27 protein-coding genes are annotated in these 23,679 nt (G+C 61.7%); 16 read left to right on the top strand and 11 right to left on the bottom strand.

The window, feature by feature from the left end:
• Window positions 1–19: 19 nt before the first annotated feature.
• Entirely contained in the window at window positions 20–1,027 is a 1,008-nt protein-coding gene (locus QMO80_RS22595) for a LacI family DNA-binding transcriptional regulator (RefSeq protein WP_283200650.1), read from the top strand.
• Window positions 1,028–1,091: 64 nt separating this feature from the next.
• On the opposite strand, the gene QMO80_RS22590 is transcribed toward QMO80_RS22595, so the two are convergent.
• Window positions 1,092–1,367 (bottom strand): type II toxin-antitoxin system RelE/ParE family toxin, encoded by a 276-nt coding sequence (locus QMO80_RS22590; protein WP_283200649.1) that lies wholly within the window; start codon window positions 1,365–1,367, stop codon window positions 1,092–1,094.
• Window positions 1,367–1,627 carry a CopG family ribbon-helix-helix protein gene (locus QMO80_RS22585; RefSeq protein ID WP_049734928.1) on the bottom strand — a complete coding sequence of 87 codons (261 nt, stop codon included), beginning with the start codon at window positions 1,625–1,627 and terminating at the stop codon, window positions 1,367–1,369. The genes QMO80_RS22590 and QMO80_RS22585 overlap by 1 nt, the downstream gene beginning before the upstream one ends.
• A 199-nt stretch (window positions 1,628–1,826) precedes the next feature.
• Here QMO80_RS22585 and QMO80_RS22580 point away from each other — a divergent pair, with 199 nt between their 5' ends.
• From QMO80_RS22580 to QMO80_RS22565, 4 genes are all read left to right on the top strand, one after another.
• Window positions 1,827–2,555: a FadR/GntR family transcriptional regulator gene (locus QMO80_RS22580; protein ID WP_283200777.1), complete on the top strand. Its 729-nt coding sequence runs from the start codon at window positions 1,827–1,829 to the stop codon at window positions 2,553–2,555.
• Between the two features lie 290 nt (window positions 2,556–2,845).
• Window positions 2,846–3,859: an ABC transporter substrate-binding protein gene (locus QMO80_RS22575; protein ID WP_283200648.1), complete on the top strand. Its 1,014-nt coding sequence runs from the start codon at window positions 2,846–2,848 to the stop codon at window positions 3,857–3,859.
• 94 nt (window positions 3,860–3,953) lie between these two features.
• Window positions 3,954–4,772 carry an ABC transporter ATP-binding protein gene (locus tag QMO80_RS22570; protein WP_283200647.1) on the top strand — a complete coding sequence of 273 codons (819 nt, stop codon included), beginning with the start codon at window positions 3,954–3,956 and terminating at the stop codon, window positions 4,770–4,772.
• 11 nt (window positions 4,773–4,783) lie between these two features.
• The gene (locus QMO80_RS22565) at window positions 4,784–5,665 is read left to right on the top strand and encodes an ABC transporter permease (RefSeq protein WP_283200646.1); all 882 of its coding nucleotides are present in this window, start codon (window positions 4,784–4,786) and stop codon (window positions 5,663–5,665) included.
• Between the two features lie 81 nt (window positions 5,666–5,746).
• Here the strand turns inward: QMO80_RS22565 and QMO80_RS22560 are convergent, their stop codons facing one another.
• The gene (locus QMO80_RS22560; protein WP_283200645.1) at window positions 5,747–7,147 is read right to left on the bottom strand and encodes a sensor histidine kinase; all 1,401 of its coding nucleotides are present in this window, start codon (window positions 7,145–7,147) and stop codon (window positions 5,747–5,749) included.
• Window positions 7,137–7,805, bottom strand: a complete 669-nt coding sequence (locus QMO80_RS22555; protein WP_283200644.1) for a response regulator — start codon at window positions 7,803–7,805, stop codon at window positions 7,137–7,139. The genes QMO80_RS22560 and QMO80_RS22555 overlap by 11 nt, the downstream gene beginning before the upstream one ends.
• Window positions 7,806–8,009: 204 nt before the next feature.
• Between QMO80_RS22555 and QMO80_RS22550 the strand changes: the two genes are divergently transcribed.
• Together QMO80_RS22550 and QMO80_RS22545 are read left to right on the top strand one after the other, a co-directional pair.
• A complete protein-coding gene (locus QMO80_RS22550; protein ID WP_283200643.1) occupies window positions 8,010–8,576 on the top strand; it encodes an isochorismatase family protein in 567 nt (188 codons plus the stop codon).
• Complete coding sequence (locus QMO80_RS22545) at window positions 8,573–9,583, top strand: GlxA family transcriptional regulator (RefSeq protein ID WP_283200642.1); 1,011 nt, start codon at window positions 8,573–8,575, stop codon at window positions 9,581–9,583. The genes QMO80_RS22550 and QMO80_RS22545 overlap by 4 nt, the downstream gene beginning before the upstream one ends.
• Here the strand turns inward: QMO80_RS22545 and QMO80_RS22540 are convergent.
• Both QMO80_RS22540 and QMO80_RS22535 read right to left on the bottom strand, forming a co-directional pair.
• Window positions 9,578–10,426, bottom strand: coding sequence for a carbohydrate-binding protein (locus QMO80_RS22540; RefSeq protein WP_283200641.1), 849 nt, complete (start codon window positions 10,424–10,426; stop codon window positions 9,578–9,580). The two genes, QMO80_RS22545 and QMO80_RS22540, sit on opposite strands and share 6 nt — an antisense overlap.
• Window positions 10,427–10,495: 69 nt before the next feature.
• Entirely contained in the window at window positions 10,496–12,289 is a 1,794-nt protein-coding gene (locus QMO80_RS22535; RefSeq protein WP_283200640.1) for a heparinase II/III family protein, read from the bottom strand.
• Window positions 12,290–12,509: 220 nt separating this feature from the next.
• Here QMO80_RS22535 and QMO80_RS22530 point away from each other — a divergent pair, with 220 nt between their 5' ends.
• From QMO80_RS22530 to QMO80_RS22500, 7 genes are all read left to right on the top strand, one after another.
• On the top strand, window positions 12,510–13,490 hold the full coding sequence (locus QMO80_RS22530; RefSeq protein ID WP_283200639.1) for a carbohydrate ABC transporter permease: 981 nt from the start codon (window positions 12,510–12,512) through the stop codon (window positions 13,488–13,490).
• A complete protein-coding gene (locus QMO80_RS22525; RefSeq protein ID WP_283200638.1) occupies window positions 13,487–14,323 on the top strand; it encodes a carbohydrate ABC transporter permease in 837 nt (278 codons plus the stop codon). The genes QMO80_RS22530 and QMO80_RS22525 overlap by 4 nt, the downstream gene beginning before the upstream one ends.
• A gap of 4 nt (window positions 14,324–14,327) precedes the next feature.
• On the top strand, window positions 14,328–15,500 hold the full coding sequence (locus tag QMO80_RS22520) for a glycoside hydrolase family 88 protein (protein ID WP_283200637.1): 1,173 nt from the start codon (window positions 14,328–14,330) through the stop codon (window positions 15,498–15,500).
• A 15-nt stretch (window positions 15,501–15,515) separates the two neighbouring features.
• Window positions 15,516–16,625 carry an ABC transporter ATP-binding protein gene (locus QMO80_RS22515; RefSeq protein ID WP_283200636.1) on the top strand — a complete coding sequence of 370 codons (1,110 nt, stop codon included), beginning with the start codon at window positions 15,516–15,518 and terminating at the stop codon, window positions 16,623–16,625.
• An 18-nt stretch (window positions 16,626–16,643) separates the two neighbouring features.
• On the top strand, window positions 16,644–17,360 hold the full coding sequence (locus tag QMO80_RS22510) for a YesL family protein (protein ID WP_283200635.1): 717 nt from the start codon (window positions 16,644–16,646) through the stop codon (window positions 17,358–17,360).
• Window positions 17,361–17,391: 31 nt separating this feature from the next.
• Complete coding sequence (locus tag QMO80_RS22505; RefSeq protein WP_283200634.1) at window positions 17,392–18,666, top strand: sugar ABC transporter substrate-binding protein; 1,275 nt, start codon at window positions 17,392–17,394, stop codon at window positions 18,664–18,666.
• 76 nt (window positions 18,667–18,742) lie between these two features.
• Entirely contained in the window at window positions 18,743–20,593 is a 1,851-nt protein-coding gene (locus QMO80_RS22500) for a DUF2264 domain-containing protein (protein WP_283200633.1), read from the top strand.
• A gap of 46 nt (window positions 20,594–20,639) precedes the next feature.
• Here the strand turns inward: QMO80_RS22500 and QMO80_RS22495 are convergent, their stop codons facing one another.
• The 3 genes from QMO80_RS22495 to QMO80_RS22485 form a co-directional block, all read right to left on the bottom strand.
• Window positions 20,640–21,068 (bottom strand): plasmid maintenance toxin (PemK-like), encoded by a 429-nt coding sequence (locus tag QMO80_RS22495; protein ID WP_283200632.1) that lies wholly within the window; start codon window positions 21,066–21,068, stop codon window positions 20,640–20,642.
• Entirely contained in the window at window positions 21,055–21,330 is a 276-nt protein-coding gene (locus tag QMO80_RS22490; protein ID WP_283200631.1) for a type II toxin-antitoxin system Phd/YefM family antitoxin, read from the bottom strand. Before QMO80_RS22490 ends, QMO80_RS22495 begins: the two co-directional genes overlap by 14 nt.
• A gap of 159 nt (window positions 21,331–21,489) precedes the next feature.
• The gene (locus QMO80_RS22485; protein WP_283200630.1) at window positions 21,490–21,996 is read right to left on the bottom strand and encodes an HIT family protein; all 507 of its coding nucleotides are present in this window, start codon (window positions 21,994–21,996) and stop codon (window positions 21,490–21,492) included.
• A gap of 273 nt (window positions 21,997–22,269) precedes the next feature.
• Here QMO80_RS22485 and QMO80_RS22480 point away from each other — a divergent pair, with 273 nt between their 5' ends.
• A complete protein-coding gene (locus QMO80_RS22480; protein WP_283200629.1) occupies window positions 22,270–22,533 on the top strand; it encodes a hypothetical protein in 264 nt (87 codons plus the stop codon).
• Window positions 22,534–22,587: 54 nt separating this feature from the next.
• Window positions 22,588–22,857 (top strand): antibiotic biosynthesis monooxygenase, encoded by a 270-nt coding sequence (locus tag QMO80_RS22475; protein WP_283200628.1) that lies wholly within the window; start codon window positions 22,588–22,590, stop codon window positions 22,855–22,857.
• Window positions 22,858–22,921: 64 nt separating this feature from the next.
• On the opposite strand, the gene QMO80_RS22470 is transcribed toward QMO80_RS22475, so the two are convergent.
• Complete coding sequence (locus QMO80_RS22470) at window positions 22,922–23,341, bottom strand: HD domain-containing protein (RefSeq protein ID WP_283200627.1); 420 nt, start codon at window positions 23,339–23,341, stop codon at window positions 22,922–22,924.
• 4 nt (window positions 23,342–23,345) lie between these two features.
• Window positions 23,346–23,675: a DUF2934 domain-containing protein gene (locus QMO80_RS22465; protein ID WP_283200626.1), complete on the bottom strand. Its 330-nt coding sequence runs from the start codon at window positions 23,673–23,675 to the stop codon at window positions 23,346–23,348.
• Window positions 23,676–23,679 lie beyond the last annotated feature (4 nt).

Here is a 23,679-nt window from a genome sequence, read left to right as displayed (position 1 = left end):
TAGAACCGGTTCGATAGACATGACGACCATACGAGATGTCGCGCGCCTGGCGGGAGTTTCGATCTCGACCGTCTCGCTCGCGCTCAACAGCCCGAAACGGGTCGGCGCCGAGACGCTCGACCGAATCCAGCAGGCGATCAAATCGACGGGCTACCGCATCGATCCGGTCGCCCAGACGCTGGCGCGCGGCCGCAGTTCGCTGATCGGTTTCGTCTCAGCCAATCTCGGCAACATGTTCTTCGGCGACATCCGCCGGGAGATCGAGCACCAGGCGCTCGACCACGGCTATTTCGTCCTGATCGCCGATTCTTCCGGCCGGGCCGAACTCGAACGGGCGCTGTTGGAGCGGATGGAAGCGCAGAAGATCGCCGGCATTGCGCTGGCGACAAACGGCCACGGCGCGGAATACGCCGCCTTCCTGCGCGACTTCAAGACCCCGATCGTGATGTTCGACCAGAAGGTGGAGGGCGCGGAACGCGATTTCGTCGGCTCCGACAATCCGCTGACGACGACCATCCTGACGGAGCATCTGCTGCAGCTCGGCCACCGCCGCATCGGTTTCATTTCCGGCCCTTCCGGCCTGCATACCGCCGATGAGCGCCTGAAGGGTTTTATGGATACGATGTCCGCCGCCGGGGCGGATATCGACCCCTCGCTGGTGGTGGAAGGCGGCTACACCAGGACCGGCGGCCATGCACAGGCGATGCGGCTGCTGACACGGCGCGACCGCCCGACCGCCATCATCGGCGCCAACAACATGATGGGCCTGGCGGCACTGCAGGTGATGCAGGAAATGGGCTTCCGCTGCCCCGACGACGTGTCTTTGGCGATGGTCGACGACGTGCCCTGGAGCAACGTCATCACCCCGCGCATCACCATGGTCGTGCAGGATGCCCAGAAGCTCGGCGAACTCGCAGCCCAGCGCCTGCTGGCAAGAATATCAAGCCCCGAAGCCGCCGCCGAGCCGCCGCGGGATTTTATCCTGACGCCGAGATTCGTGCGCGGGGAGTCGACCAGGCGGCTTTGAGCAACTCTCAGCCGGCAGCGCCTCTGGAGGACACTTTCAATAACGTGCCCAACCCTGTTCGTTTTTACCGGTCTTCACGCGTATGCCAGAGCCGCAATACATAGATGGCCGACTGCCGTATTTCATAACGTAGCTCGTAGTGACCAACGAGAATGCGGCGGACCTCCCGAGGATCGAACTCCTCCAGCCGCTCGCCAAGGCGCGGCTGCTCAAGCAGTCGCAGCGGCGCTGCCGTCAAGGCCTGCACAGTCCGAGCCGCCGCCTGTCGATTGACCGGAGCGAGAAAGGCATAGAGGCGGTCAATGTCCGAGACCGCTTTGCTCGTCCATTTGAGTTCCATTAGCGAGGCAACGAAACCGGCGCGTCACTGTCGAGACTATCGGCCCAGGCCTGGACGGACTGATGATCGACCACTTTGCCTTCATCCACATCAGCCAGCGCTTCCAGCGTCAAACGGCGACGCTCCTCCTCCTGATCGATCCATGCCGTCAGCGCCTGCTTGACGATCCAGCCGCGCGAGCGCTCAAGCCTTGCGGCGAGTTGATCGACCTTTTGCGCAAGGGGCAGGGGAACATGCGCAGTCAGCACTTTGGTTTCCATCAAAACCTCCTTCAATCATGATCAATCATAGTGATTGGTTCCGATTATGTCCAATGTCGAACCCCATGAATGTTAGCGCTCTTTTCCTCCATTGAAAGAAAGGGAAATTTGTCATACATGTGTGATGAATCAGGATGTCACATGTCACCGACCTTGGCAGCATCCGGATCAAAGCCGGAGCGGGGGTCAAGGCGTGGCTATGCAGATGAAGGATCGCAGCAGAGGCACGGGATCGCTGGTCTCACAGGTCGGCGAAAGCCTTCGGCAAGCCATCCTCAGCGGCCAGTATTCCGCCGGCGACAAGCTTCCGAGTGAGCATGAGCTGACCGAGACGCATAGTGTCAGCCGCACCGTGGTGCGCGAGGCCGTGGCCGCACTTCGTTCCGACGGACTGGTCGAAGTGCGTCAGGGTGCCGGCATTTTCGTGATCGGCGCCGATCCGGCGCTGTCAGGCCGAAAACTCGACAAGGCCCGCGTCGCCTCCGATCTGGAAGTACTCGAAATCCGAACACCCGTCGAAATCGAGGCGGCGGGACTTGCCGCCTTGCGCCGCTCGCCGGCGCAGGAGGAGGCGATCTTCGAATGCCACCGGAAAATCCTCCAGCGCATCGAGACGGATCAATCCATCCGCGAGGCGGATCTCGATCTCCATGTGGCGATCGCCGAGGCGACGAACAACCCGCTGTTCAAACACTTCCTGGAATCGCAGGGAACCGTGATCATCCCGCAGTCGCGGCTCGTTCCGGAAACGAGAACCGCCGAGCAGACCGCTTACCGAAAGCTGATCCACAGGGAACACGAAGCGATCGTCATGGCGATCTCGGACAGGGATGATCAGGCCGCCCGCAACGCCATGCGCGAGCATCTGGTCGGCAGCCAGGCCAGATATCGGAACCTGCTGAAGGATCTGCGGAGCTTTACGAGCTGACGACTGCCAGAAGCGCTGCCAGCACTCAAGGTTTTCCGGAAATCATCAGCCAACCCGCCATCCGAACATGGCGTCGGGAACGAAGCTGCTGGCAGGTTTGCGCAGCCGCCTTTATTGTGATCGACCCTGCACGGCGCACATCAGCGGGATGCAGGGACGGACTGGCTATCCCGTCTGCGGCTGAAAGCTAATTGAAAGCTTCGAGGTCATAGGAAAGGCCAGCATCGTGGAGGAGACACGGTCGAAGTGGCGAGACGACGATGCAGTCACACCACCAGGAGGAGATATCAATGCGTTCTTCACGCAGCCTTTTTCACACCGTCGCTTTTTCCGCACTGCTGACCGCGGCATCCTTTGCTTCAACAGCTGCCCATGCGGCCGACAAGATCACCATCATGGTCGGCGGCTATGAGAAGCAGATCTATCTGCCCGCCAAACTCGCCGAATCCCTCGGTTACTTCAAGGACGAGGGCCTCGATGTCGAACTGCTGAACGAAGCTGCCGGCGTCGATGCTGAAAACCAGCTGCTGGCAGGCGCCGTCCAGGGCGTCGTCGGCTTCTACGACCACTGCGTGGACCTGCAGGCCAAGGGCAAGTTCGTCGAATCCATCGTCCAGTTCAGCCAGGCGCCGGGCGAGGTCGAGATGGTCTCCAGCAAGCATCCTGAAATCAAGTCGCCCGCCGACTTCAAGGGCAAGACCCTCGGCGTCACCGGCCTCGGCTCGTCCACCAACTTCCTGACCCTCTTCATGGCCTCGAAAGCCGGCCTGCAGCCGGGCGACGTCGTTACCGTTCCCGTCGGTGCCGGCGGCACCTTCATCGCCGCCATGCAGCAGGATCAAATCCAGGCCGGCATGACGACCGAGCCGACCATTTCGCGCCTGGTCAAAACCGGCGAAGCCAGCGTTCTCGTCGATATGCGCACGGTCGAATCGACCCGAAAGGCGCTCGGCGGCACCTATCCGGCCGCCTCGCTCTACATGGAAACCGCCTGGGTCGACGCACACAAGGAAGAGGCGCAGAAACTCGCCAACGCCTTCGTCAAGACGCTGAAGTACATCAACACGCATTCTGCCGCCGAGATCGCCGACAAGATGCCGAAGGACTTCTACGTCGGCGACAAGGACGGCTACGTCAAGGCTCTCGACGAGGGCAAGGGTATGTTCACGCCTGACGGCGTCATGCCGGAAGATGGCCCGAAGACCGTGCTTGCCGTGCTCTCGGAGTTCTCCAAGAACGTCAAGGGCAAGCAAATCGATCTTTCCAAGACCTACACGACTGAGTTCGTCAAGAACGTCAAGTAAGTCAGTCGCGCCGCTCCCGGCTCCTAGGCGGGAGCGGCCTCCGTTCGATCATGGGCTTTGCGTGCGCGCCCTCAAGCACGCCTCAGGTATCACCATGCAACAGGACAACAAGCAGATCCCGGCGATCGAGCTGATCAATGTCAGCCGCCGCTTCGTCTCGCCGACCGGCAAGTCGCTCACTGCGCTGCGCGATTTCAACATGACGGTCGCCCGCGGCGAATTCGTCGCCGTCGTCGGTCCCACCGGATGCGGCAAATCGACGACGCTCAACCTGGTGACGGGCCTCGCACGCCCCTCCGCCGGCGAAGTCCGCCTGATGGGCGGGCCGATCACCGGCATCGACCCGCGCGTCGGCTTCGCGTTCCAGACCGACGCGCTCTTTCCCTGGAAGAACGTCATCGACAACGTCATGGCCGGTCCGCTGTTCCGCGGCAAGTCGCGCGCCGACGCTGAGAAGATGGCCCGCGACTGGCTGGCGCGCGTCGGCCTCCCGAAGTTTCTGCATCACTATCCGCATCAGCTCTCCGGCGGCATGCGCAAGCGCGTCTCGCTGGCGCAGACCTTCATCAACGAGCCTGAAATCCTGCTGATGGACGAGCCTTTCTCGGCGCTCGACGTCCAGACCCGCACCGTCATGCACGAGGAACTGCTCAAGCTCTGGGCGGAGCGCAAGGCTTCGGTGGTCTTCGTCACCCACGACCTCGAAGAGGCGGTGGCGCTTGCCGACAAGGTCTATGTGCTGACCGCCGGCCCGGCCACGGTCAAGTCGGTCTATACGATCGATCTTCCCCGCCCGCGCATCGTCTCGGAAATCCGCTACGAGCAGAGCTTCATCGATTACTGCAAGACGATCTGGGAGGACCTGCGCGAAGAGGTCGAGACCAGCTACCGCCGCGCAAGCGAAGCGGCCTGAGGGAGGATATCATGGCACACACCACTCTTGAGGCCGGTTCGGCCGCGCTGTTTCGTCCGGGCACTTCGGATGCCGAGATCGAAGCCTCGGCTCTGGCGGCAATACGCCGGCGCAACGCGCTCGTGCGCTTCTGGCAGATCGCCATCCTGGTCTTCGTGATCGGCATGTGGGAGCTCTCCTCCAACATGCAGTGGATCGATCCGTTCTTCTACTCGAGCCCGAGCGGCGTCGTTGAGCGCCTCTATGAATGGGCGACCGAAGGCACCACCGAAGGCTCGCTCTGGTACAATCTCTGGGTGACGATGGAAGAGGCGCTGATCGGCTTCTTCGCCGGCTCGATCACCGGCGTCTTCGTCGGCATCGGCCTCGGCCGCAACCGCTTCCTGTCGGATATCTTCTCGGTCTACATCAAGGCGATCAACTCGATCCCCCGCGTCGTCCTTGCGCCGATCTTCATCATGATCATGGGCCTCGGCCTGCCGTCCAAGGTGGCGCTCGCCTTCATCATGGTGTTCTTCGTCGTCTTTGCCAACGCCTTCCAGGGCGTGCGCGAGGCCGACCGTAACATGATCGCCAATGCCCGCATCCTCGGCGCCTCGGACTGGCAGGTGACCCGCACTGTCGTCATTCCCTCGGCGATGAGCTGGATCTTCGCCAGCCTGCACGTCTCCTTCGGCTTTGCGATCATCGGCGCCATCGTCGGCGAATTCGTCGGCGCCCGCTTCGGCATCGGCCAGCTCATCTCGATCGCCAAGGGCACGTTCGACGCAGCCGGCATGTTCGCGGCGATCCTCCTCGTCATGGTCGTCACGCTTGTCGCCGAATACATCATGACGCTAATCGAAAACCGCCTGGCGAAATGGCGTCCGCAGCAGCACATGGATACGCAGTAATACGATCAACTTCCTCCCAAGGCGGATCGTATCGAAGGCCGGGCACCATGCCCGGCCTTCATTATTTGATGTACCTCAGATTTACGCGAGCGGCAGCCGCACGGTCACGATGAGACCGCCGCCTTCGGCATCACCCAGCGACACTGAACCTCCCGCGCCTTCCACGACCTCCCGAACGATCGCAAGCCCCAGGCCGCTCCCGTCAGGTTCGGTGCCCATGATCCGATAGAAGCGTTCAAACACCTGGTCGCGCTCGCCTTCCGGAATACCCGGCCCGTTGTCCTCGACGGTGAAGACGGCGCTTCCGTCGACCTGCTCGACCGAGACGGTCACCCGTCCATCAACACCGCTATAGCGGATCGCGTTGTCGATGAGGTTGACCAGCATTTCCCGCAGCATCGTGCCGTCACCTTCGACGATGACGGGGCGATCCGCCTCCAGGCCGACATCGATGTTGCGCTTCAGCGCCGCTTCGGCATGCGCTTCCAATATCTCGCGGGCAGCCTTGCTGAGGTCGGTCGCATCGCTGCGCGGGCGCCTGCTCCCCGGCTCGGCGCGCGACAAGGTCAGCAGCTGGCTGGCGAGCCGCGAAATCTGCCGGGTGCTGGTGCGAAGGGCGACAAGCGCCTCGTCGCGGCGAGCCGCATCCTGTTCGCGGGCCGCGACGCTCGCCTGCGTCGAAATCAGCGCCAGAGGTGTTCTGAGCTGATGGGCGGCATTCGATACGAACCGTCGTTGTGCGGCCATCTGGTTCTGGACACGCTCCATATAGTCGTTGAGCGCATGGACGAGCGGACGCAGTTCGCTCTGCACCATCTCCGGCGGCAGCGGATCAAGACGGTTGCGCCCGCGCTGGCGCACGGCGTCCCGAAGCCTCAGAGCAGGCGCCAGGCCGCGTTGGAGCCCGAGGATGGTCACCAGGCTGGCGACGAAGACGAGCACGAACTGCTTCGAAAAATCCGAAAGCCAAAGCTGCTTGCGCATCGCATGCTGGCTGTTATGCGTCACCGCGACAGTCACGGAGATCGTGCCGTCATCGGGAAGGCCGACGACGGGATGGTCGAGCATCAGGACGCGCACATCGGCGCCATGGAACACGCGATCCTCGCCGGCGCGCTGGACCCTCGGCAAGGGCAAATCGGGAAAGCCGCTTACCAAGCTGCCCCAGGCGGTGATCACCTGGTAAAACACCCGGTCACCAAAGCCGGTGTCGAACATCTCGAGTGCAGCCGGCGGCACATCCACCTGAACATTGCCGCCCTCGTCGACACGGACGGCCTCGGCGATGACGCGGGCCGAAGCCAGAAGCGTTCGATCCGTCACCAGCTTTGCCGTCGCATCAGCCGTCCAGAAGCTGTCGTAAAGATTGAAGCCGATGGCGCCGAACAGCGTCAGCAGCACCCAGCAGAGCAGCTGCACTCTCAGGCTCTGGCTGAGCCGTACGATCTTCGAACCGGCCTTTGTGACGACGCTATTCGACATGTCGGAGGAGATAACCGAGCCCGCGCAACGTCGCGATCTGAACCGAACTGCTCTCTAGCTTCTTTCTGAGCCTGTGGATGTAGATTTCGATGGCGCTCGGATCCGCCTCGTCGTCGAAACCGAAGACGCTTTCGGAAAGCGCGGCTTTCGAAACCGTGTTGCCGAGCTTCATGACAAGCTGTTCGAGAACGGCATATTCGCGCGGCGTCAGTTGCAGCGGCTCGTCTTCGACGAAAAACTGCCGTGTGCCGCCGGAAAAACGCAAGTTGCCGATGGTGATCTCGGAGGATGCCCGATCCTGTCCGCGGCGCACCACCGCGCGGATTCTCGCTTCGAGTTCGGCGATTTCGAAGGGCTTGGCGAGATAGTCGTCGGCGCCGCTGTCGAGGCCCGCCACACGGCCGTCCAGGCTCGCATTCGCGGTCAGGATGATCACCGGGAGCTTGTTCCCCGACTGTCTCAGCCGCTTGAGAAGCGTCAATCCGTCAAGCTTCGGCAGCGAAAGGTCCAGGATCATCGCCGAATACTCCGCCACCTTGAGCAGATGCTCCGCATCTTCGCCGTCATAAGCGATGTCGATAGCGTATTGCGCCTGCCGCAGGGCCTTGCCCAGCCAGGCCGCCAGATCCTTGTTGTCCTCCACTACAAGCAGTCTCATGCATCCCCTTAGCATGGGCAGAGGGGCTCGCGGAAGCGTGCGCATAGATGGCCGACAACATTCGATATCGCCTGCCGCTGGCGGCACCAGACGGCCCTCCGCCTTCATTGGCGTGAATTGTCCGCTTTTTGTCCGGCGCGTGCATTTTCCTCTGTCCTGGGATCACCGGAAATGGCTTCATGATCAACATCCACGGAGCAAGAAATGTCCGGCCATGATACCGTCCTTCTCGTCATCGACGCTCAAGAGTCCTTCCGGCAGCGCCATTATTGGGATGAAAGCCTCGCATCCGCCTATATCGATCGTCAGCAGGTTCTGATCGACGGCGCGGTGGCAAGCGAGATACCCGTCATTCAGATCTTCCATGTCGATGGAAGCGGGCCGTTTTCGGAAAGCTCGGGCTTCGTCAGGACGCTCGCCCCGCTCAGGATCGCCCCCGAGGCGACCTTCAGGAAGAGCCGTCACAGCGCGCTCGTCGGCTCCGGGCTCGACGTCTGGCTGACCGAGAACGGCGTGCGTCGAATCATCGTCTCAGGCATCCGCACCGAACAATGCTGCGAGACCACGACCCGCCACGCATCGGATCTCGGCTATCAGGTCGATTATGTCGGCGAAGCGACGCTGACCTTCCCGATGACCGACGCGGCGGGACGCACCTGGAGCGCCGAGGAAATCCGCGGCCGCACGGAACTGGTCCTGTCGGGCCGTTTTGCCAGGATCGCCACGGTTGAACAGGCACTGGCGGGGCGCGGAAAGTCGCTCGCCGCATGACCGAGGCCGCGCAGCCCTTCGATATCCCCGTCTTCGTCGTCGTGCCGCCGCGCGTGCTGCTGCTCGACGTCGCCGGCCCAATCGAAGTGCTGCGCAAGACCAATCTCGAACAGCAGGCGGTGCGCTTCGGCGTCACCTATATCGGCCCGTCGGCAACAGTCGGCAGCTCGATCGGCCTTGCCGTCACCGGCGTCGCCGCCCTGCCGGAACGCTTGCCCGATCAAGCGCTTGTCGTCATCGCCGGCAGCGCCGACGCTCCGATGGAGAGCAACCATCCCTGGGACGAGCAGGAGCGCGACGCACAGGCCGCCATCGTCGCCTGGCTGAAGCGCGCCATCCGTCCGGGGATTCGATTGGTCTCGATCTGCTCCGGCGCCCTGCTCGCTGCCGAGGCCGGGATGCTCGACGGGCGCGAATGCACCACCCATCACGGCTGCATGGAGGACCTGGAAAAGCTGGCGCCCACCGCGCGCATCCGGGAAAACCGGCTCTATGTCGAGGACGGCGAGCGTCTGACGAGCGCCGGCATCACCGCCGGCATAGATCTCATGCTGCATATCGTCGCCGAAGCGGCCGGCCATGCATGCGCTGTCGCAGTCGCGCGATATCTCGTCGTCTATCTCAGGCGCGGCGGCTCGGACCCGCAGCTCTCGCCCTGGCTCGAAGGCCGCAACCATATCCATCCGGTCATTCACCGTGCACAGGATGCGGTCGCCGCCGACCCCTCGCACGACTGGTCGGTCGCCTCGCTCGCGCGTCTCAGCGGCGCCAGCCCGCGAAACCTCTCGCGGCTCTTCAACGAGCAGACCGGCATGAGCGTCACGGATTTCGTCAACCGCATCCGCGTGGCGCTCGCCCGCGAGATGCTCGCCGGTTCACGGCTGGATATGGAGGCCGTGGCAATGCGCTCAGGCTTCGGCTCGGCCCGGCAGCTGCGCCGCGCGTGGAACCGGCTGCACGACAGCCCGCCGAGCGCGGCCCGGCCGAAGCCGGCCTTGGGTTCATAGTGTAAGAGGAAGGGCGGCGTGCCCGGCCTTGTCTTTGACCGCGACGGCTGCAGCGCCCGGCGCCTCCGTTCCCCAGATTTCGATCTGCGTCAGCGCCGGAAAGGGCGAGCCGTCCTCGGCCTTGATGAGCCCGTGCAACTCCACCCATTCGACGGTACAGGGCTCTATCGGAAAGCGCTGCGCGGCGCCGGATTTCACCAGCGGAAAAGCGGAGGTTCTGCCGTCCGAAAAGGTGACGCTTGCCTGCTCCCACCAGGAATCATGCGGGAAATCCGCCCTGATGTAGAAGACGATCTCGTCGATCCGGACGGGCCGGCCGAATTCCACCGTCAGCGCGGCTTCGGGATCGCGATTGATGCCCCAGCTCGTGTACGGCCAGAATCCGTGATTGTCGTTGGCCTTTTCGCCGTCGATCGCGTTGCGGGCGGCAAAGACCGCTTCGCCGCGGGTTTCGACATTGGCGCGGGCATGCGGGAAAAGCGCGCGATTGGCGTGATCGTCCCAGGGGTTGAGGGCGAGGTTGCGCCGCTGAGCGAACTCGTCAGGCCGCGCGCTTCGCACCGAAAGCCGGTGAATATCGCCCTTGAAGGCGTTCGGCGAATAGGACTTGCGCTTGTCTCCGAAAGGCACGGCGAGCGAATAGGCGTTTTCCTGGAGATAGACGAAAGCGGGGTGGATTGCGCTATCGAGCGCGAGGAAGACATGGCCGGGCTCGGAAGCCTCGACGACGACGCAGTCGCCTTCGCGATAGCTCAGGCGATAGACGAGAAAGGTCTCGTCCCGCCCGGTGGCGCTCGCCAACACGAACCCGTCGGCATCCACGATCTTCAGCGTCAATTCCATGTTCGTCCTCCTCAGAGCATGATGCCGAAAACTGTGAGCGGTTTTCGAAGGACATCATGCTCTAACTCTTTAATTTATCTGCAATCTCAGGCGGTTGCCGGCGAGCGGCAGGCGCAGCCGGTAGAGTTTCTCGGGCCAGGCCGCTCTCAGCCTGGCATCATTCACCTCGATCTCGTCGATTTCGGTTGCGCCGGCGCCGTCGACAAAAATGCTGCCGAGATCGGCGAGATCGATCCTGTTTTCGGTGATAACAGGCGTGACGCACGCCATCAGCGACAGCACCGCCGGCCGGTCGCCGTCATGGATATCGACGATCTCGACATGGCGCCCGCGCAGCAGAGAGACCGTGCGGCGATAGCTGCGCAGTTGCGCTTCCTCGGGATAGGCGCCTGAAATTTCGAGGGATAGGTGCGCGCTGGCCTCGCCGAATTCGACCTCGACATCTCTAGCGCCAAAGGCTTCGCCGGCAGACTGCATGACGCCGGAGAAAGTCGGCAGGTTGTGATAGGCCGATTGCATCGTCCAGATCTCGTAGCGTCGCGGCGAGAAGGTCTTGGCCGTATAGGTCTCGACGCCGACATCGATCAGGAACGGGCGTCCGTTCTTGTAGAGCGTCACGCTGCCGACATCGTTGTGATTGTGGCCCTCGCCATTGTTGCCGCCCTTGACCGCGAGCGAAAACTGCCCGTCGCGGGCGACGAACAGGCCGATGCCGGGATAGAAGATATCCCGCCTGGGCACCGGATTCGGCTCGGTCTTTGGAAATGCCGGCCCGGTCAGCAGTTCCTGCACGCGGTACCAGAGGTTCCATTCTCCCGGCAGGTGCGGGCTCTCGGCTTCCGCCCGGTCGGCTGCGGCGAAGGCGGCCAGCATCTCGGAACCAACAGCCTTGCCGAACAGATACTCGCGCGCGCTGCAAGGTTCGACCACGGCGGAAGAATCCGCGAAGTTGAAATAATGGCGGCCGGCCACATGCATGTGGGCGATATATTCGGCCATGTTGCGGATCTTCGGCTGCCGCCAGATCCCGGCGAACAGGCCGGGCGCGACGCTATCGAGCACGGTCAGCGCGCCGTGCAGGCAGAGTGCGGCGTGGCGGTAATAGAGCACGCCCTCCTCGCAGGCGCCGTCCTCGGCATAGTCCTTCAGAAAGGCATCGAGGCTGCCGAGCGCGTTTTCGGCAACGGCGCGGCGCACCGGCTGATCGGTCGCCAGCGAGAAGGTGGTCAGCAGGACGTTCTGGGTGATCCAGGCCGTCCAGTTGTTCATTCGCTCGTCGCCGCTGCCCATCCACCAGAAATGCCGGCCGAGATAGGGCGTCAGGATGCGGGCCTCGATCTCGCGTTTTACACGCGCCGTAATCTCCGGGCTGATGCCGTCGAGCGCAGCGCCGAGCAAGGCCACGATCGTTGCCAGAAGGGCTGCCGTTTCGGCGGCGAACAGATCGACGACCGGCTGCGAACTGTCGGGAAGCGGCAGACGCGGGCCGCCGCGCCCATAGGCATTATGCGCCGGAAGCTGCCAGCCGCTCTCCTCGGCGATCAGGAAGATGCCGTCGACGATGCCGGGCAGGAACCGGCCGCTCCCTTCGACGAGTTCGCCCAGCACCAGATCGTTGAGCATCCGCCGCCGCGTGAAATAAAGCGCCTCGAAACGCGAACGATTGCCGGTCGCCGTATATTCCCGGTAATCCGCGGCCGTGATCAGAGGCCATGAGCGCGCAAGTGTGGCTTCGGCGTCGCGCACGACCACGTCCCGCACCGCCTGCGGCACTCCGTTCCATCTCTCGCGGTCGGAGTAGACGGCGCCCGGCGAGAAATCGCCGAGGACGTCCGGCAACGCGCCTGAAATCTCGCTGAACATGTCCCTCCCCGCAGCGGAAAAGCATCGACCGGCCTCTGGCCTTCATTTCCACCTATCATATGTTTTCGGCGCTCGCCATAAAATTTGTATGATCTATTCAGAACTTGTTTGACCAATACCGGAGATGTGCTATGTCCTTGGCAGGAGGAAGAACAGGCGGCGCCCATCCGCCCGAACGGCTCTGGATTGAGGCTAGAAAAGCCCGGAAGCCGCCAGCGGAATGCCCGACCAGGAGGAAGCATCGGTGTCCATATCGAATTCGGTCATCGCCAGGGATGGCGCCCCGGCAACGCCACGCCGGAAGGTCGCGGTTCTGTCCAAGCGCCAGCGCAAGATCCGCAGCGCGCTCGTCGCCTATTCCTTCATTGCGCCGAATTTCATCGGCTTTGCCGTCTTCACGCTCGGCCCGATCCTCTTCGCCTTCGCGCTCGCCTTCATGCATTGGGACGGCTCGAATGCGATCACATTCGCCGGGCTCGATAATTTCTGGCGGCTGTTCGACGACAAGGCCTTCGTCGCGGCCTTCTGGAACACGATCATCTATACGGTCGCCTCGGTGCCGGCGACGCTGCTCTGCGCGCTCGGCCTCGCCGTCCTCCTCAACCAGAAGATCGCGGGGCGCAATTTCTTCCGCACGGCGATGTTCTTCCCCTATGTCGCCTCGCTGGTCGCCGTCGCCGTCGTCTGGAACATGATCTTCAATCCCGAAATGGGACCGGTGAACATGATCCTCTATACGCTCGGCCTCGATCCGAAGAACATGCCGGGATGGGCGGCCGATCGCCACTGGGCGATGGTGACGGTGATCCTCTTCGGCATTTGGAAGAACATGGGTTATTACATGGTCATCTACCTGGCCGGCCTGCAGGGCATCAATGCCGAACTCTACGAAGCCGCCGATCTCGACGGCGCCAATTCCTGGCAGAAATTCATCCATGTGACCGTGCCGCAGCTCGGGCCGACGACCTTTTTCGTCACCGTCATGCTGACGATCCAGTCCTTCAAGGTGTTCGACCAGATCTACATGATCACCCAGGGCGGCCCCGGCACCTCGACGCTCGTGCTCGTCTACCACATCTACAACGAGGCCTTCATTTCCTGGGATCTCGGCTATTCCAGCATGGTTTCGCTGGTGCTGTTCTTCCTCGTGCTCGCGGTCACGGTCTTCCAGTTCCGTCGCCAGAGGGAGGACGAGGCATGAGGATCGCCGGACGCAAGATCACCGTCAAGACGGTCCTCGTCTATGCCATCGTCATCACGGTCACGGTGGTGATGCTGATGCCTTTTGCCTGGATGCTCTCGGCATCGTTGAAGCTCACCCGCGACGTTTTCGCCTTCCCGATCGAATGGATACCGTCGCAGCCGCAATGGCAGAACTATGTCGACATCTGGACGAAGATCCCGCTTGCGCTCTTCATCTACAACACGTCGAAGCTGACGATCATCGTCACGCTGCTGCAGCTATTGACCTCCAGCTTTGCCGCCTACGCCTTCGCTAAGCTGAATTTCCCCTATAAGAACACGCTGTTCCTCGGCTATATCGCCACCATCGCCATGCCCTGGCAGGTCTATATGGTGCCGCAATTCCTGCTGATGCGCGAATTCGGCCTCAACAACACGCATCTGGCGCTGATCTGCCTGCAGGCCTTCACCGCCTTCGGCGTCTTCCTGATGCGGCAATTCTACATGTCGATCCCGACCGAACTCTGCGAAGCGGCCCGCATCGACGGCATGAACGAATATCAGATCTGGGCGCGCATCATGCTGCCGCTGTCCAAGCCCGCGCTCTCGACGCTGACGATCTTCACCTTCGTCAGCACCTGGAACGATTTCCTCGGCCCGATGATCTATCTGACCAAGACCGAGCTGAAGACCGTGCAGATCGGCCTGCGCATGTTCATCTCGCAATATTCGGCCGAATACGGGCTGATCATGGCGGCTTCGGTCGTCGCCCTCATTCCGGTCCTCGTCGTCTTCCTCGCGCTGCAGCGCTTCTTCGTCGAGGGCATCGCCTCGACGGGACTGAAGGGTTAAAGCCATGAATGCCGTTTCAACAGTCGCCCCGCAGCCGATCACCGACGAAGAGGTACAAGCCGCGCTCGATCTTGCCGTCGAGCAGGTCAGGCGCAATCTTCCTCAGTTCACCTATGCCGCGCAGAACCATTCGAGCGTTAACAATGTCTATCCCGCCGTCGCCAACGACCAATGGACGGCCGGCTTCTGGCCGGGGGAGATATGGCTTGCCTTCGAGCACAGCGGCGATCCGGTGTTCCGGCATGCCGCGCAGATCCAGGTCCAGTCCTTCCTGCACCGGATCGTCAACCGCATCGAGACCGACCATCACGATATGGGCTTTCTCTATTCGCCCTCCTGCATCGCCGCCTGGAAACTCGTCGGGGACGAGGACGGCCGCAAGGCCGCGATCCTCGCCGCCGACCAGCTGATCGAGCGCTTCCAGCCGATCGGCCAGTTCATCCAGGCCTGGGGCCACAAGGGCAGGCCGGAAGAATACCGCTACATCATCGACTGCCTGTTGAACCTGCCGCTTCTCTATTGGGCGAGCCGCGAGACGGGCGATCCGAAATACCGTGAGATCGCACTCATTCATGCCCGCACCACGCTTGCCCATTCGGTGCGGCCCGACGATTCCACCTATCACACATTCTACATGGACCCGGTCACCGGAGCGCCGGTGCGCGGCGCCACCAAACAGGGCTATAGGGACGACAGCGCCTGGGCGCGCGGCCAGGCCTGGGGCATCGCCGGCATGGCGCTCTCGTACCGCTACGAGCGGATCGAGGAATATCGCCAGACCTTCGACCGGCTGCTCGCCTTCTATCTCAACCGGCTGCCGACCGACATGGTGCCCTATTGGGATCTCGTCTTTTCCGATGGCGACGGCGAGCCGCGCGACAGTTCGTCCGCCTCGATCACCGCCTGCGGCCTGCTCGAGATGGCCGATCTCGTCGACGCCGACACCGCCGAGCGCTACCGCATGCTGGCGCGGCGCATGGTGAAGAGCCTTGCCGATCACTATGCGGTCAAGGATCCCACTGTCTCCAACGGCCTGGTGCTGCACGCCACCTATTCGAAGAAATCGCCCTTCAACACCTGCCGCGGCGAGGGCGTCGATGAGTGCGTCTCCTGGGGAGATTATTATTACATGGAAGCTTTGACGCGTCTTTCGCGCCGCTGGTCTTCCTATTGGTGACGTCAGGAGAACCCGATGGCCAGCATTTCGCTTAAAGAGCTGAACAAATCCTACGGCGCGCTCACCGTCGTCCACGATATCGATCTGGAAATTGCCGATAAGGAATTCATCATCCTGGTCGGCCCCTCCGGTTGCGGCAAATCGACGACCCTTAGGATGATCGCCGGCCTCGAGGAGATCTCCGGCGGAGAACTCAAGATCGGCGGCGACGTCATGAACGACGTCCCCTCCAAGGACCGGGATATCGCGATGGTTTTCCAGAACTATGCGCTCTACCCACATATGACCGTCTACAAGAACATGGCGTTCGGCCTGCAGCTGCGCAAAGTCTCGCGTGATTTCATCGACAAGCAGGTGCAGGACGCCGCCAAGATCCTCGACATCACCCATCTCCTGAACCGCAAGCCGAAAGCGCTTTCGGGCGGGCAGCGCCAGCGCGTCGCGCTCGGCCGCGCCATGGTGCGCAATCCTGCCGTCTTCCTGCTCGACGAGCCGCTGTCCAACCTCGACGCCAAGCTGCGCGGCACGATGCGCTCGGAAATCACCAAGCTGCACAAGCGCCTCAACGCCACCTTCATCTACGTCACCCACGACCAGGTGGAAGCCATGACCATGGCCGACCGAATCGTCGTCATGAAGGACGGCCATATCCAGCAGGTCGACACGCCGCAGAACCTCTACGACCGCCCCGTCAACATGTTCGTCGCCGGCTTTATCGGCGCGCCGCAGATGAACATGCTGCCATCGACCATTCAGCGCCGGGGCGACGGCTATGTCGCCGTCTTCGACGGCCGGGAACTGCCGCTGCCCGCCCATTTCGACAAGAGCAGGATCGCCCCCTATGAGGGCCGCGAGCTGGTGCTCGGCATCCGTCCGGAGAATTTCCATGAACTGCCGCCGGCCGATATCCCGGCCGAGAACCTGGCGCCTCTGAAGGCGGTGGTGGAGCTTGCCGAACCGATGGGCTCGGAAGTGCACCTGAACATGGTGGCCGGCGGGCGCAATCTCATCGCCCGTGTGTCGCCGCGCTTCCGGCCTGATATCGGCGACGAGGCGAGCCTCGTCGCCGACATGAGCAATGCGCAGCTGTTCGACACGGAAACCGAACGCTCGATTCTCTACTGAGCGCCTGGAGAGATGGCCATGCAGTGGTTGCGGGACATGTGGACGAAGGAGGGGCCGGGCATTCCGAAGGATGCGCCTGCGAAGACCGGCCTTGCCCTGTTCGCCGAGATCCTCGCCCGCGAATGGTGGGAGATGGTCAAGCTCAACATCCTGTTCATCCTGGCCTCGCTCTTCGTGGTGACGCTGCCGGCGGCCCTCGCCGCCATGGCCCGGGTCTCGGTGGCCTTCGTCGAAGATCGAAATACCTATCTGCTCAGGGACTTCACTGAAGCCTTCCTACGCTACTTCTGGCGCGCCACCGCCTGGGGCCTGGCCTTGGCGGGCGCGCTTGCCATCGGCGTCCATGCGATTGCCACCTATGCCGCCGGTGCGCGGGACAATCTGATGCTCGCCGCACCGCTGGCGATCGCCCTCGTCGCGGCCGCTTTCCTCGCGGTCGCCGCCTGCCATCTCATCGTCCTGATGGTGATGCGCGACCTGCCGGCGCTGCGGCTCCTGCGCCTTGCCGCCCTCGCCTCGGTCGCCCGCCCGCTTCCTGCAGTTGCAGCACTCGCCTTCAACGTCGCCCTGTGGCTGGCGCATATCCTCTTCTATCCGGTTTCCGTGTTCATGCCGGCGACCTTCAATTTTTCACTCGGAATGTTCGCCGTCGCATTCGGCGTCCATCGGGCAGTGGTGTTGGTTCTGGACCTGCCAGAGGCAATGCGACCGCACCGACACTTCAAAAATAACTGATCCAGAGACGATCCAGGGAAGGAGAACAGGAATGTATTTGGACAAATTCGGGAGGACGGTGAAACTTGCCGTGGCAGGTTTCACTCTGGCCGCGACGACGGCAGGCGCAGCGCTTGCTGAGGACGCCGTGACGCTGAAATGGGCTTTGTGGGACTGGGACAAAACAGCCTATTACAAGCCGCTGATCGAGGCCTATCAGGCCAAGCATCCGAACGTGAAGTTCGAGCCGATGGATCTCGGCTCGCAGGATTACCAGCAGATGATTTCGACGCAGCTGACCGGCGGCTCGAAGGACATCGACATCGTCACCATCAAGGACGTGCCGGGCTATACCAATCTGGTGCGCGCCGGCAACATCGCCGATCTCAGCGGCTTCGTGAAGGATCAGAAGATCGATCCGGCGCCCTATGGCGGCCTGATCGAGGAGCTGACCGTCGGCGGCAAGATCTATTCGCTGCCGTTCCGCTCCGACTTCTGGATCGTCTATTACAACAAGGACATCTTCGATAAAGCCGGCGTCCCCTACCCCACCAACGACATGACCTGGGCGCAGTTCGACGCAACCGCCGAGAAGCTTGCCGGCGGCATGGGCACCAACAAGACCTATGGCGCGCTGCTGCATACATGGCGTTCGACCGTGCAGCTGCCCGGCATCCTCGACGGAAAACACACGCTGGTTGATGGCGACTACGCCTTCCTGAAACCCTGGTACGAACGCGCGCTCACCCTGCAGAAGGATGGCGCCATCCCCTCTTATGCCTTCCTGAAGACCTCGAACACGCATTATTCGGCGCTCTTCTTCAACGGCACGATCGGCATGCTGCCGATGGGCACATGGTTCGTCGGCACCCAGATCGCCAAGGTCAAATCGGGTGAATCGAAGAGCAAGAACTGGGGCATCGTGAAGTTCCCGCATCCAGACGGCGTGGCAGCCGGCACCACGGCCGCGCAGATCTCGGGGCTGGCGGTCAACGCCAATTCCACCCACAAGGATGCGGCGCTCGATTTCATCAAGTTCGTCACCGGCCCCGAGGGCGCGGCCGTCATCGCTTCGACCGGCACCTTCCCGGCGCTGAAGACCGCCGACGTCAGCGCCAAGATCGCCTCGACGCCCGGTTTCCCGCAGGATGAGGCCAGCAAGGACGCGCTGATACCGGCCAAAGCCTATCTGGAAATGGCGGTCAATCCGAACGCCGCCAAGATCGAGGTGGTGCTGAACCGCGCCCATGACGCCATCATGACCGACAACACCTCCGTCGACGACGGGCTGAAGGAAATGACCGAAGGCGTGAAGGCCATCAAGTAAGTCTCGCGAGATACCGGCGGCCGCGGACCAGCACTGGCCCGCGGCCGATTCTGTTTCAGAAAAATCAGAGCCAAAAATGATCTACGATCCCAGCCGGGCCAATCCGCTTTCCGGCAATCCCTTGAAGACGCGCGACGATCTGGCAAAGGCCGTCATCGACCTTTTCGAGCCGCTTCTGCCCTATTTTTCCGAAGGCGGCGCCCGTGTGCGCCTTGGTGCTGCCGGCGCGATCTTCGACCGGGCAGCGGCGGATCTGGAAGGTTTTGCGCGGCCGCTCTGGGGCATCGTTCCCCTTGCCGCCGGCGGCCGCCACTTCCCGCATTGGGATCTCTATCGGCGCGGGCTCGCGAATGGCACCAATCCTGATCATCCCGAATATTGGGGCGATCTCGCCGACCGCAACCAGCGGCTCGTCGAACTCGCCGCCGTCGGCTTTGCGCTGGCGCTGGTGCCCGAACATATCTGGGAGCCGTTGAGCGACAGCGACAAGAAGACGGTCGCCGCCTATCTTCTTCAGGCGCGGGAACTGGAATTCATCGACAACAACTGGAAATTCTTCCGCGTCCTCATCGATCTCGGGCTGGAGCGCGTCGGCATGCCGTTCGACCACGGCAAAACCGTCGCCTATCTCGACGAAGCCGAAGCTTTCGATCTCGGCGAAGGCTGGTATCGCGATGGGCCGGTCAGACGGGTCGATCACTACATCCCCTTCGCCATGCATTTCTACGGCCTGATCTATGCCGTGCTGGCGCGCGGCGACGAGGCGCGCAAGCAGCGCTTCCGCCATCGCGCCGAAATCTTCGCCCGGGATATCCGCCACTGGTTCGGCCCCGATGGCGCCGCCCTTGCCTTCGGCCGCAGCCAGACCTACCGTTTCGCGGCCGGCGGCTTCTGGGGCGCGCTTGCCTTTGCCGGCCTCGAAGCGCTGCCCTGGGCGGAGATCAAGGGCTATTACATGCGCCATATCCGCTGGTGGTCGGCGCTGCCGATTGCCGACCGCGACGGCGTTCTCTCCATCGGCTACGGCTATCCGAACCTCTTGATCAGCGAGAGCTATAACTCTCCCGGCTCGCCCTATTGGGCGCTGAAATTCTTCCTGCCGCTCGCGCTTCCAGGCGATCATCCCTTCTGGACCGCTGAAGAGGTACCGCAGCCTGAATTCCTCGAACCGGTTGCCTTGAAGCCGCCGGGCATGGTCGCCATGCATACGCCGGGAAATGTCGTCGTGCTCTCCTCCGGCCAGCAGCACGACAAGATGCGCGGTGCCAACGAGAAATATTCGAAATTCGTCTATTCCACCCGCTACGCCTTCAACATCGAGGCCGACGACCGGAATTTTGCGGCCGCCAGCTTCGACGGCATGCTCGGCCTCTCCGACGACGGCGTCCATTTCCGCATGCGTGAGACAATGGAAGAGGCACTGATATCGGGCGACCGGCTCTATTCGCGCTGGCGCCCCTGGAGTGATGTCGTCATCGAAACCTGGCTCATTCCCGCAAACCCTTGGCACATCCGCATCCACCGCGTTGCCACGCCGCGCGCGCTGAGCACCATCGAGGGCGGTTTTGCGATCGAACGCGCCGATTTCAATGCCGACCGATCCGAACAGGGCGAAGGCCGGGCTATCTGGTACGGACAGACGGATGTCAGCGCGATCGTGGATCTGTCGTCCAGCCCGAGGGCCGGCCACGCGATGAGCCCGATCCCCAACACCAACCTCATCCACGCCAAGACCCTGCTGCCGCAGCTGCGCGGCGAAATCGGCGCGGGGACCACCGTACTCGTCACCGCGGCGATGGCATTGCCCAGCGGGGAGAACTGGGCAGAGGCGCTCGCCAATCCGCAGGTTTGCCCGGATATTGACGAACTGGAGGGGCACTTTCGCGAAAGCGGCGTGCGCGTGCCGGCCTTTGCTCTCCAGTCTTAGCGTAGGAATGGGCGCCCTTCGCGGCCCCTTGCAGCGGCACAATCATTCACTGCGGGGGAGTGGCGCGATGTCGCTGTCCACGCGCCAGCTCGACAAAACGGCGCTTGACCTCGTCGAACAGCGCCGGCGGCAACGGGCCGAAATAGCCGCTCTCATTGTCGATCGGCCGAACGTCCGGCCCCGGCCAAACAAAGCGATTGCTTTCCGTCAGTACGATCCACGATCGCTCGTCATCCAGTCCAAGGCGCCGTTTCGTGGCGGCCGGGATTTCAACCGCATCGCCCGGATCGGACGGTGGCGAATGTGTGACCGGCAGCACTCCCACGGTCGGCATTTCATCGTCCAGCGCGGTGACGATCGCAAGCACCAGGGCCGGGCGAACCTTGTCGCCCTCCTCTCGACCTTCGAGATGCTGCCAATGCCAGAGATCAGAATAGCGGAAAAGCCAACCAACCTTCGGCTCAGTCGGAAGCATGCTTATTCTTTAGTTCTGAATCCAGATGCTCAAGCCCCGGCTCCATCTGCGACGCTTCGATCGCCGCAAGCTCTTCATCGCCGAGGGTCTTCGTCAGTTCGACACGACGATCGCGTTTCGTGAAACGGAGATAGTCCTCATAGGCTATCAATACCGTCCGCGGCCGACCGTTCTTTGTGATGATCACCGGCTCACGTACAGCCGCATCCTGATAGGCGCCAAAATTCTTGGACACGGCAGCGGCCGTTACAGTGGATGTCATTCGGATCTCCTACTTTCCGTAATATACGGGATTCCCGGATTTTTACAAGGCGTGGCAGATTAGGTTGAAATCGGATACCGAATGCTTTCCACACAGTGTGGCGACCGGTAGCACCACCAATGTAAGGCGGCAGCGGCGGGCTTCACGTACGCTGTTTAGCTATGATGCGGTCTGTTCAGCATCGTAAGTTTCAGCAATCCGCTGCGCCCATTCTGCCATTTGATCGTCCGGTATCTGCAAAACGCCGTGCTCTGCCATCAACGCGTGATATTGCTGCTTTTCAAGCGGCACGCCTGAAGGCAAGGGAACAACGTGAAAATGTAAATGGCTATTGGCTTGCTGACTGCCGAGTGAAAGCACATAAATTCGCTCGGCGTCGAACACCTTTTGGAGGGCGCGCGACAAGATGTGAACCTTCTCCTGCAATCGAAGATATTCGTCTGTCGATATGTCTCGCGCCAAATCCTCGCGGTGCTCCCTCGGACTGACAAGGCAATAACCTGGAAGGGTCGGATATTTGCTCAGGAAGATGATGGTCTCATCGTCCTCGAAAATGCGATGATGAAAGCAAGCGGGGTCGTTCTTGACCAAGCCGCAGATAAAGCATGGCCTTGTTTCAATGCCGCGCAAATAGGCCTTGAGATCAAATGGTAGGCGTTCGTTCATTGCTGAATCTCTCCTGCGCGGCTTCGATTGTCGATGATACGTCGACCGATATGCCATCGTATCCTAAAGTGCGTCACGATCTTCCAGATTTGCCGAGCTTTATGTATTTTATCTTCTCGCGCGCCATTAACATTTTCGGATTACTGATAATAATCATACTAACCCTCTCAATTTCATAAATTAATTCTCCATCAATAGATATTATTGAAGTGAAATCCTGACGAACCTGGTGGTATACTCTGATTTCTTTTGAAACCATGGGAGGAGGATGCAATGCCTACCGTAATGGTCTGTCACGACGTCAAAGACACGAAACACTGGCTCGCCTCGCCTGTTCGCAAACAGGTACTGGAACCCGTCGGCGTCACGAATATTCGCACCTTTGCAGACCCGCAAAGCTCTAACCGCGTCGGTTTGGTCATGGACGTTGCGGACATGCAAAAGTTGATGGACTTCATGCAGACCAAGGCCGCGGCTGATGCGATGGCCAGTGACGGCGTCCTGCCGGAAACCATGATGATCCTGGTTCAATCGTAACACACATCTCTACGGGACTTGGCAATGCAGCGCGGATCAACGCGGGAGGATGATATGACGACTCTCTTCGTCAGGCATGAGGTCTCCGATTACCCCACATGGCGCAAGATATATGATGCGTTTCGGCAGGTGCAAAAGGCCAATGGCGTTACGGCGGAAGCCGTCTACCGGGCCACCGACAATCCGAACGACATTACCGTTACGCACGAATTTGCCACGCTGGAAGCGGCTCAGGCTTTCAGTAAGCTGGAAGAGCTGAAGGCAGCGATGCGCAAGGGAGGGGTGCTCGGCACCCCGATCGTGTGGTTTGCCAATAAAACCTGAAATAGGCCAAACGATCGAGGCCGCTTGCGGCGCATGAGATGAATGCGCTCTCTGCCGAGTGCTCTTATTGCCCGCTCCTCAGGGCACGCAGCAGATCCAGGCCGCGCTGGTACTTTTCCGTTTTCTTGCCGGCCTGTTCGGCCTGGCGAAGAATGTCTTCGAGGTCGGCCTGCTTGACCGGCAGGGCCAGCGGATTGGATGCCGCGCGACTGACGAAATCGTCATCCAACTCGTCGGCCCGCCGTGTCAGGGCATCGACCGCGGAGATAATCGCCGGCGGAAAGCCTTCCTCCCTCAGCCTGTCGAGCGTCCAGCCGCTCCCCTTCTCGACGACGTCATGAAGGTAGGCGACCGTTCGGGTGTCGTCGCCGGAAACGAGAAGTGCTACCCGCTGGCAGTGCTCGAAGAACGGCCGGTCGGTCTTGTCAACTTGGCCTTCATGCGCCTTGAGAGCGATTTGGATTGCGTGATCGAGATGCCGCATCGGATCATGGCCCTTCGGTCTTCCTGATCTTCCGCTGGGACGGTTTTTCGCCCGTCGTCATTTCGATATCCGGCACGGGAAGAACCTTGGCGACCCGGCCGCGCTTTGGTGGCCGGCGATCGAGATCGCCGCTCTCACCGGCGCCCTGAAGCAGCGCCGCCTCATCCCTGTCGTCTTCTTCGAGCAGGTCCTGCAGCGTCTCATGCTCGTCCTCGCCGGCCAGTTCATCGCAGGCTTGCAGCCAATGGCGCTGGTCCGCACCATCCGGGCGACCCTCGGCCTCCCAGATTTCGTAGGCACGGCGACGTATCTGCTCGTGCTTGTCTATGGCCATGATC

The organism is Rhizobium sp. BT03 (genome assembly GCF_030053155.1).
GTDB lineage: Bacteria > Pseudomonadota > Alphaproteobacteria > Rhizobiales > Rhizobiaceae > Rhizobium.
The sequence above is the reverse complement of the archived record's forward strand: the minus strand, read 5'-3'. Positions and strand labels throughout refer to the sequence as shown.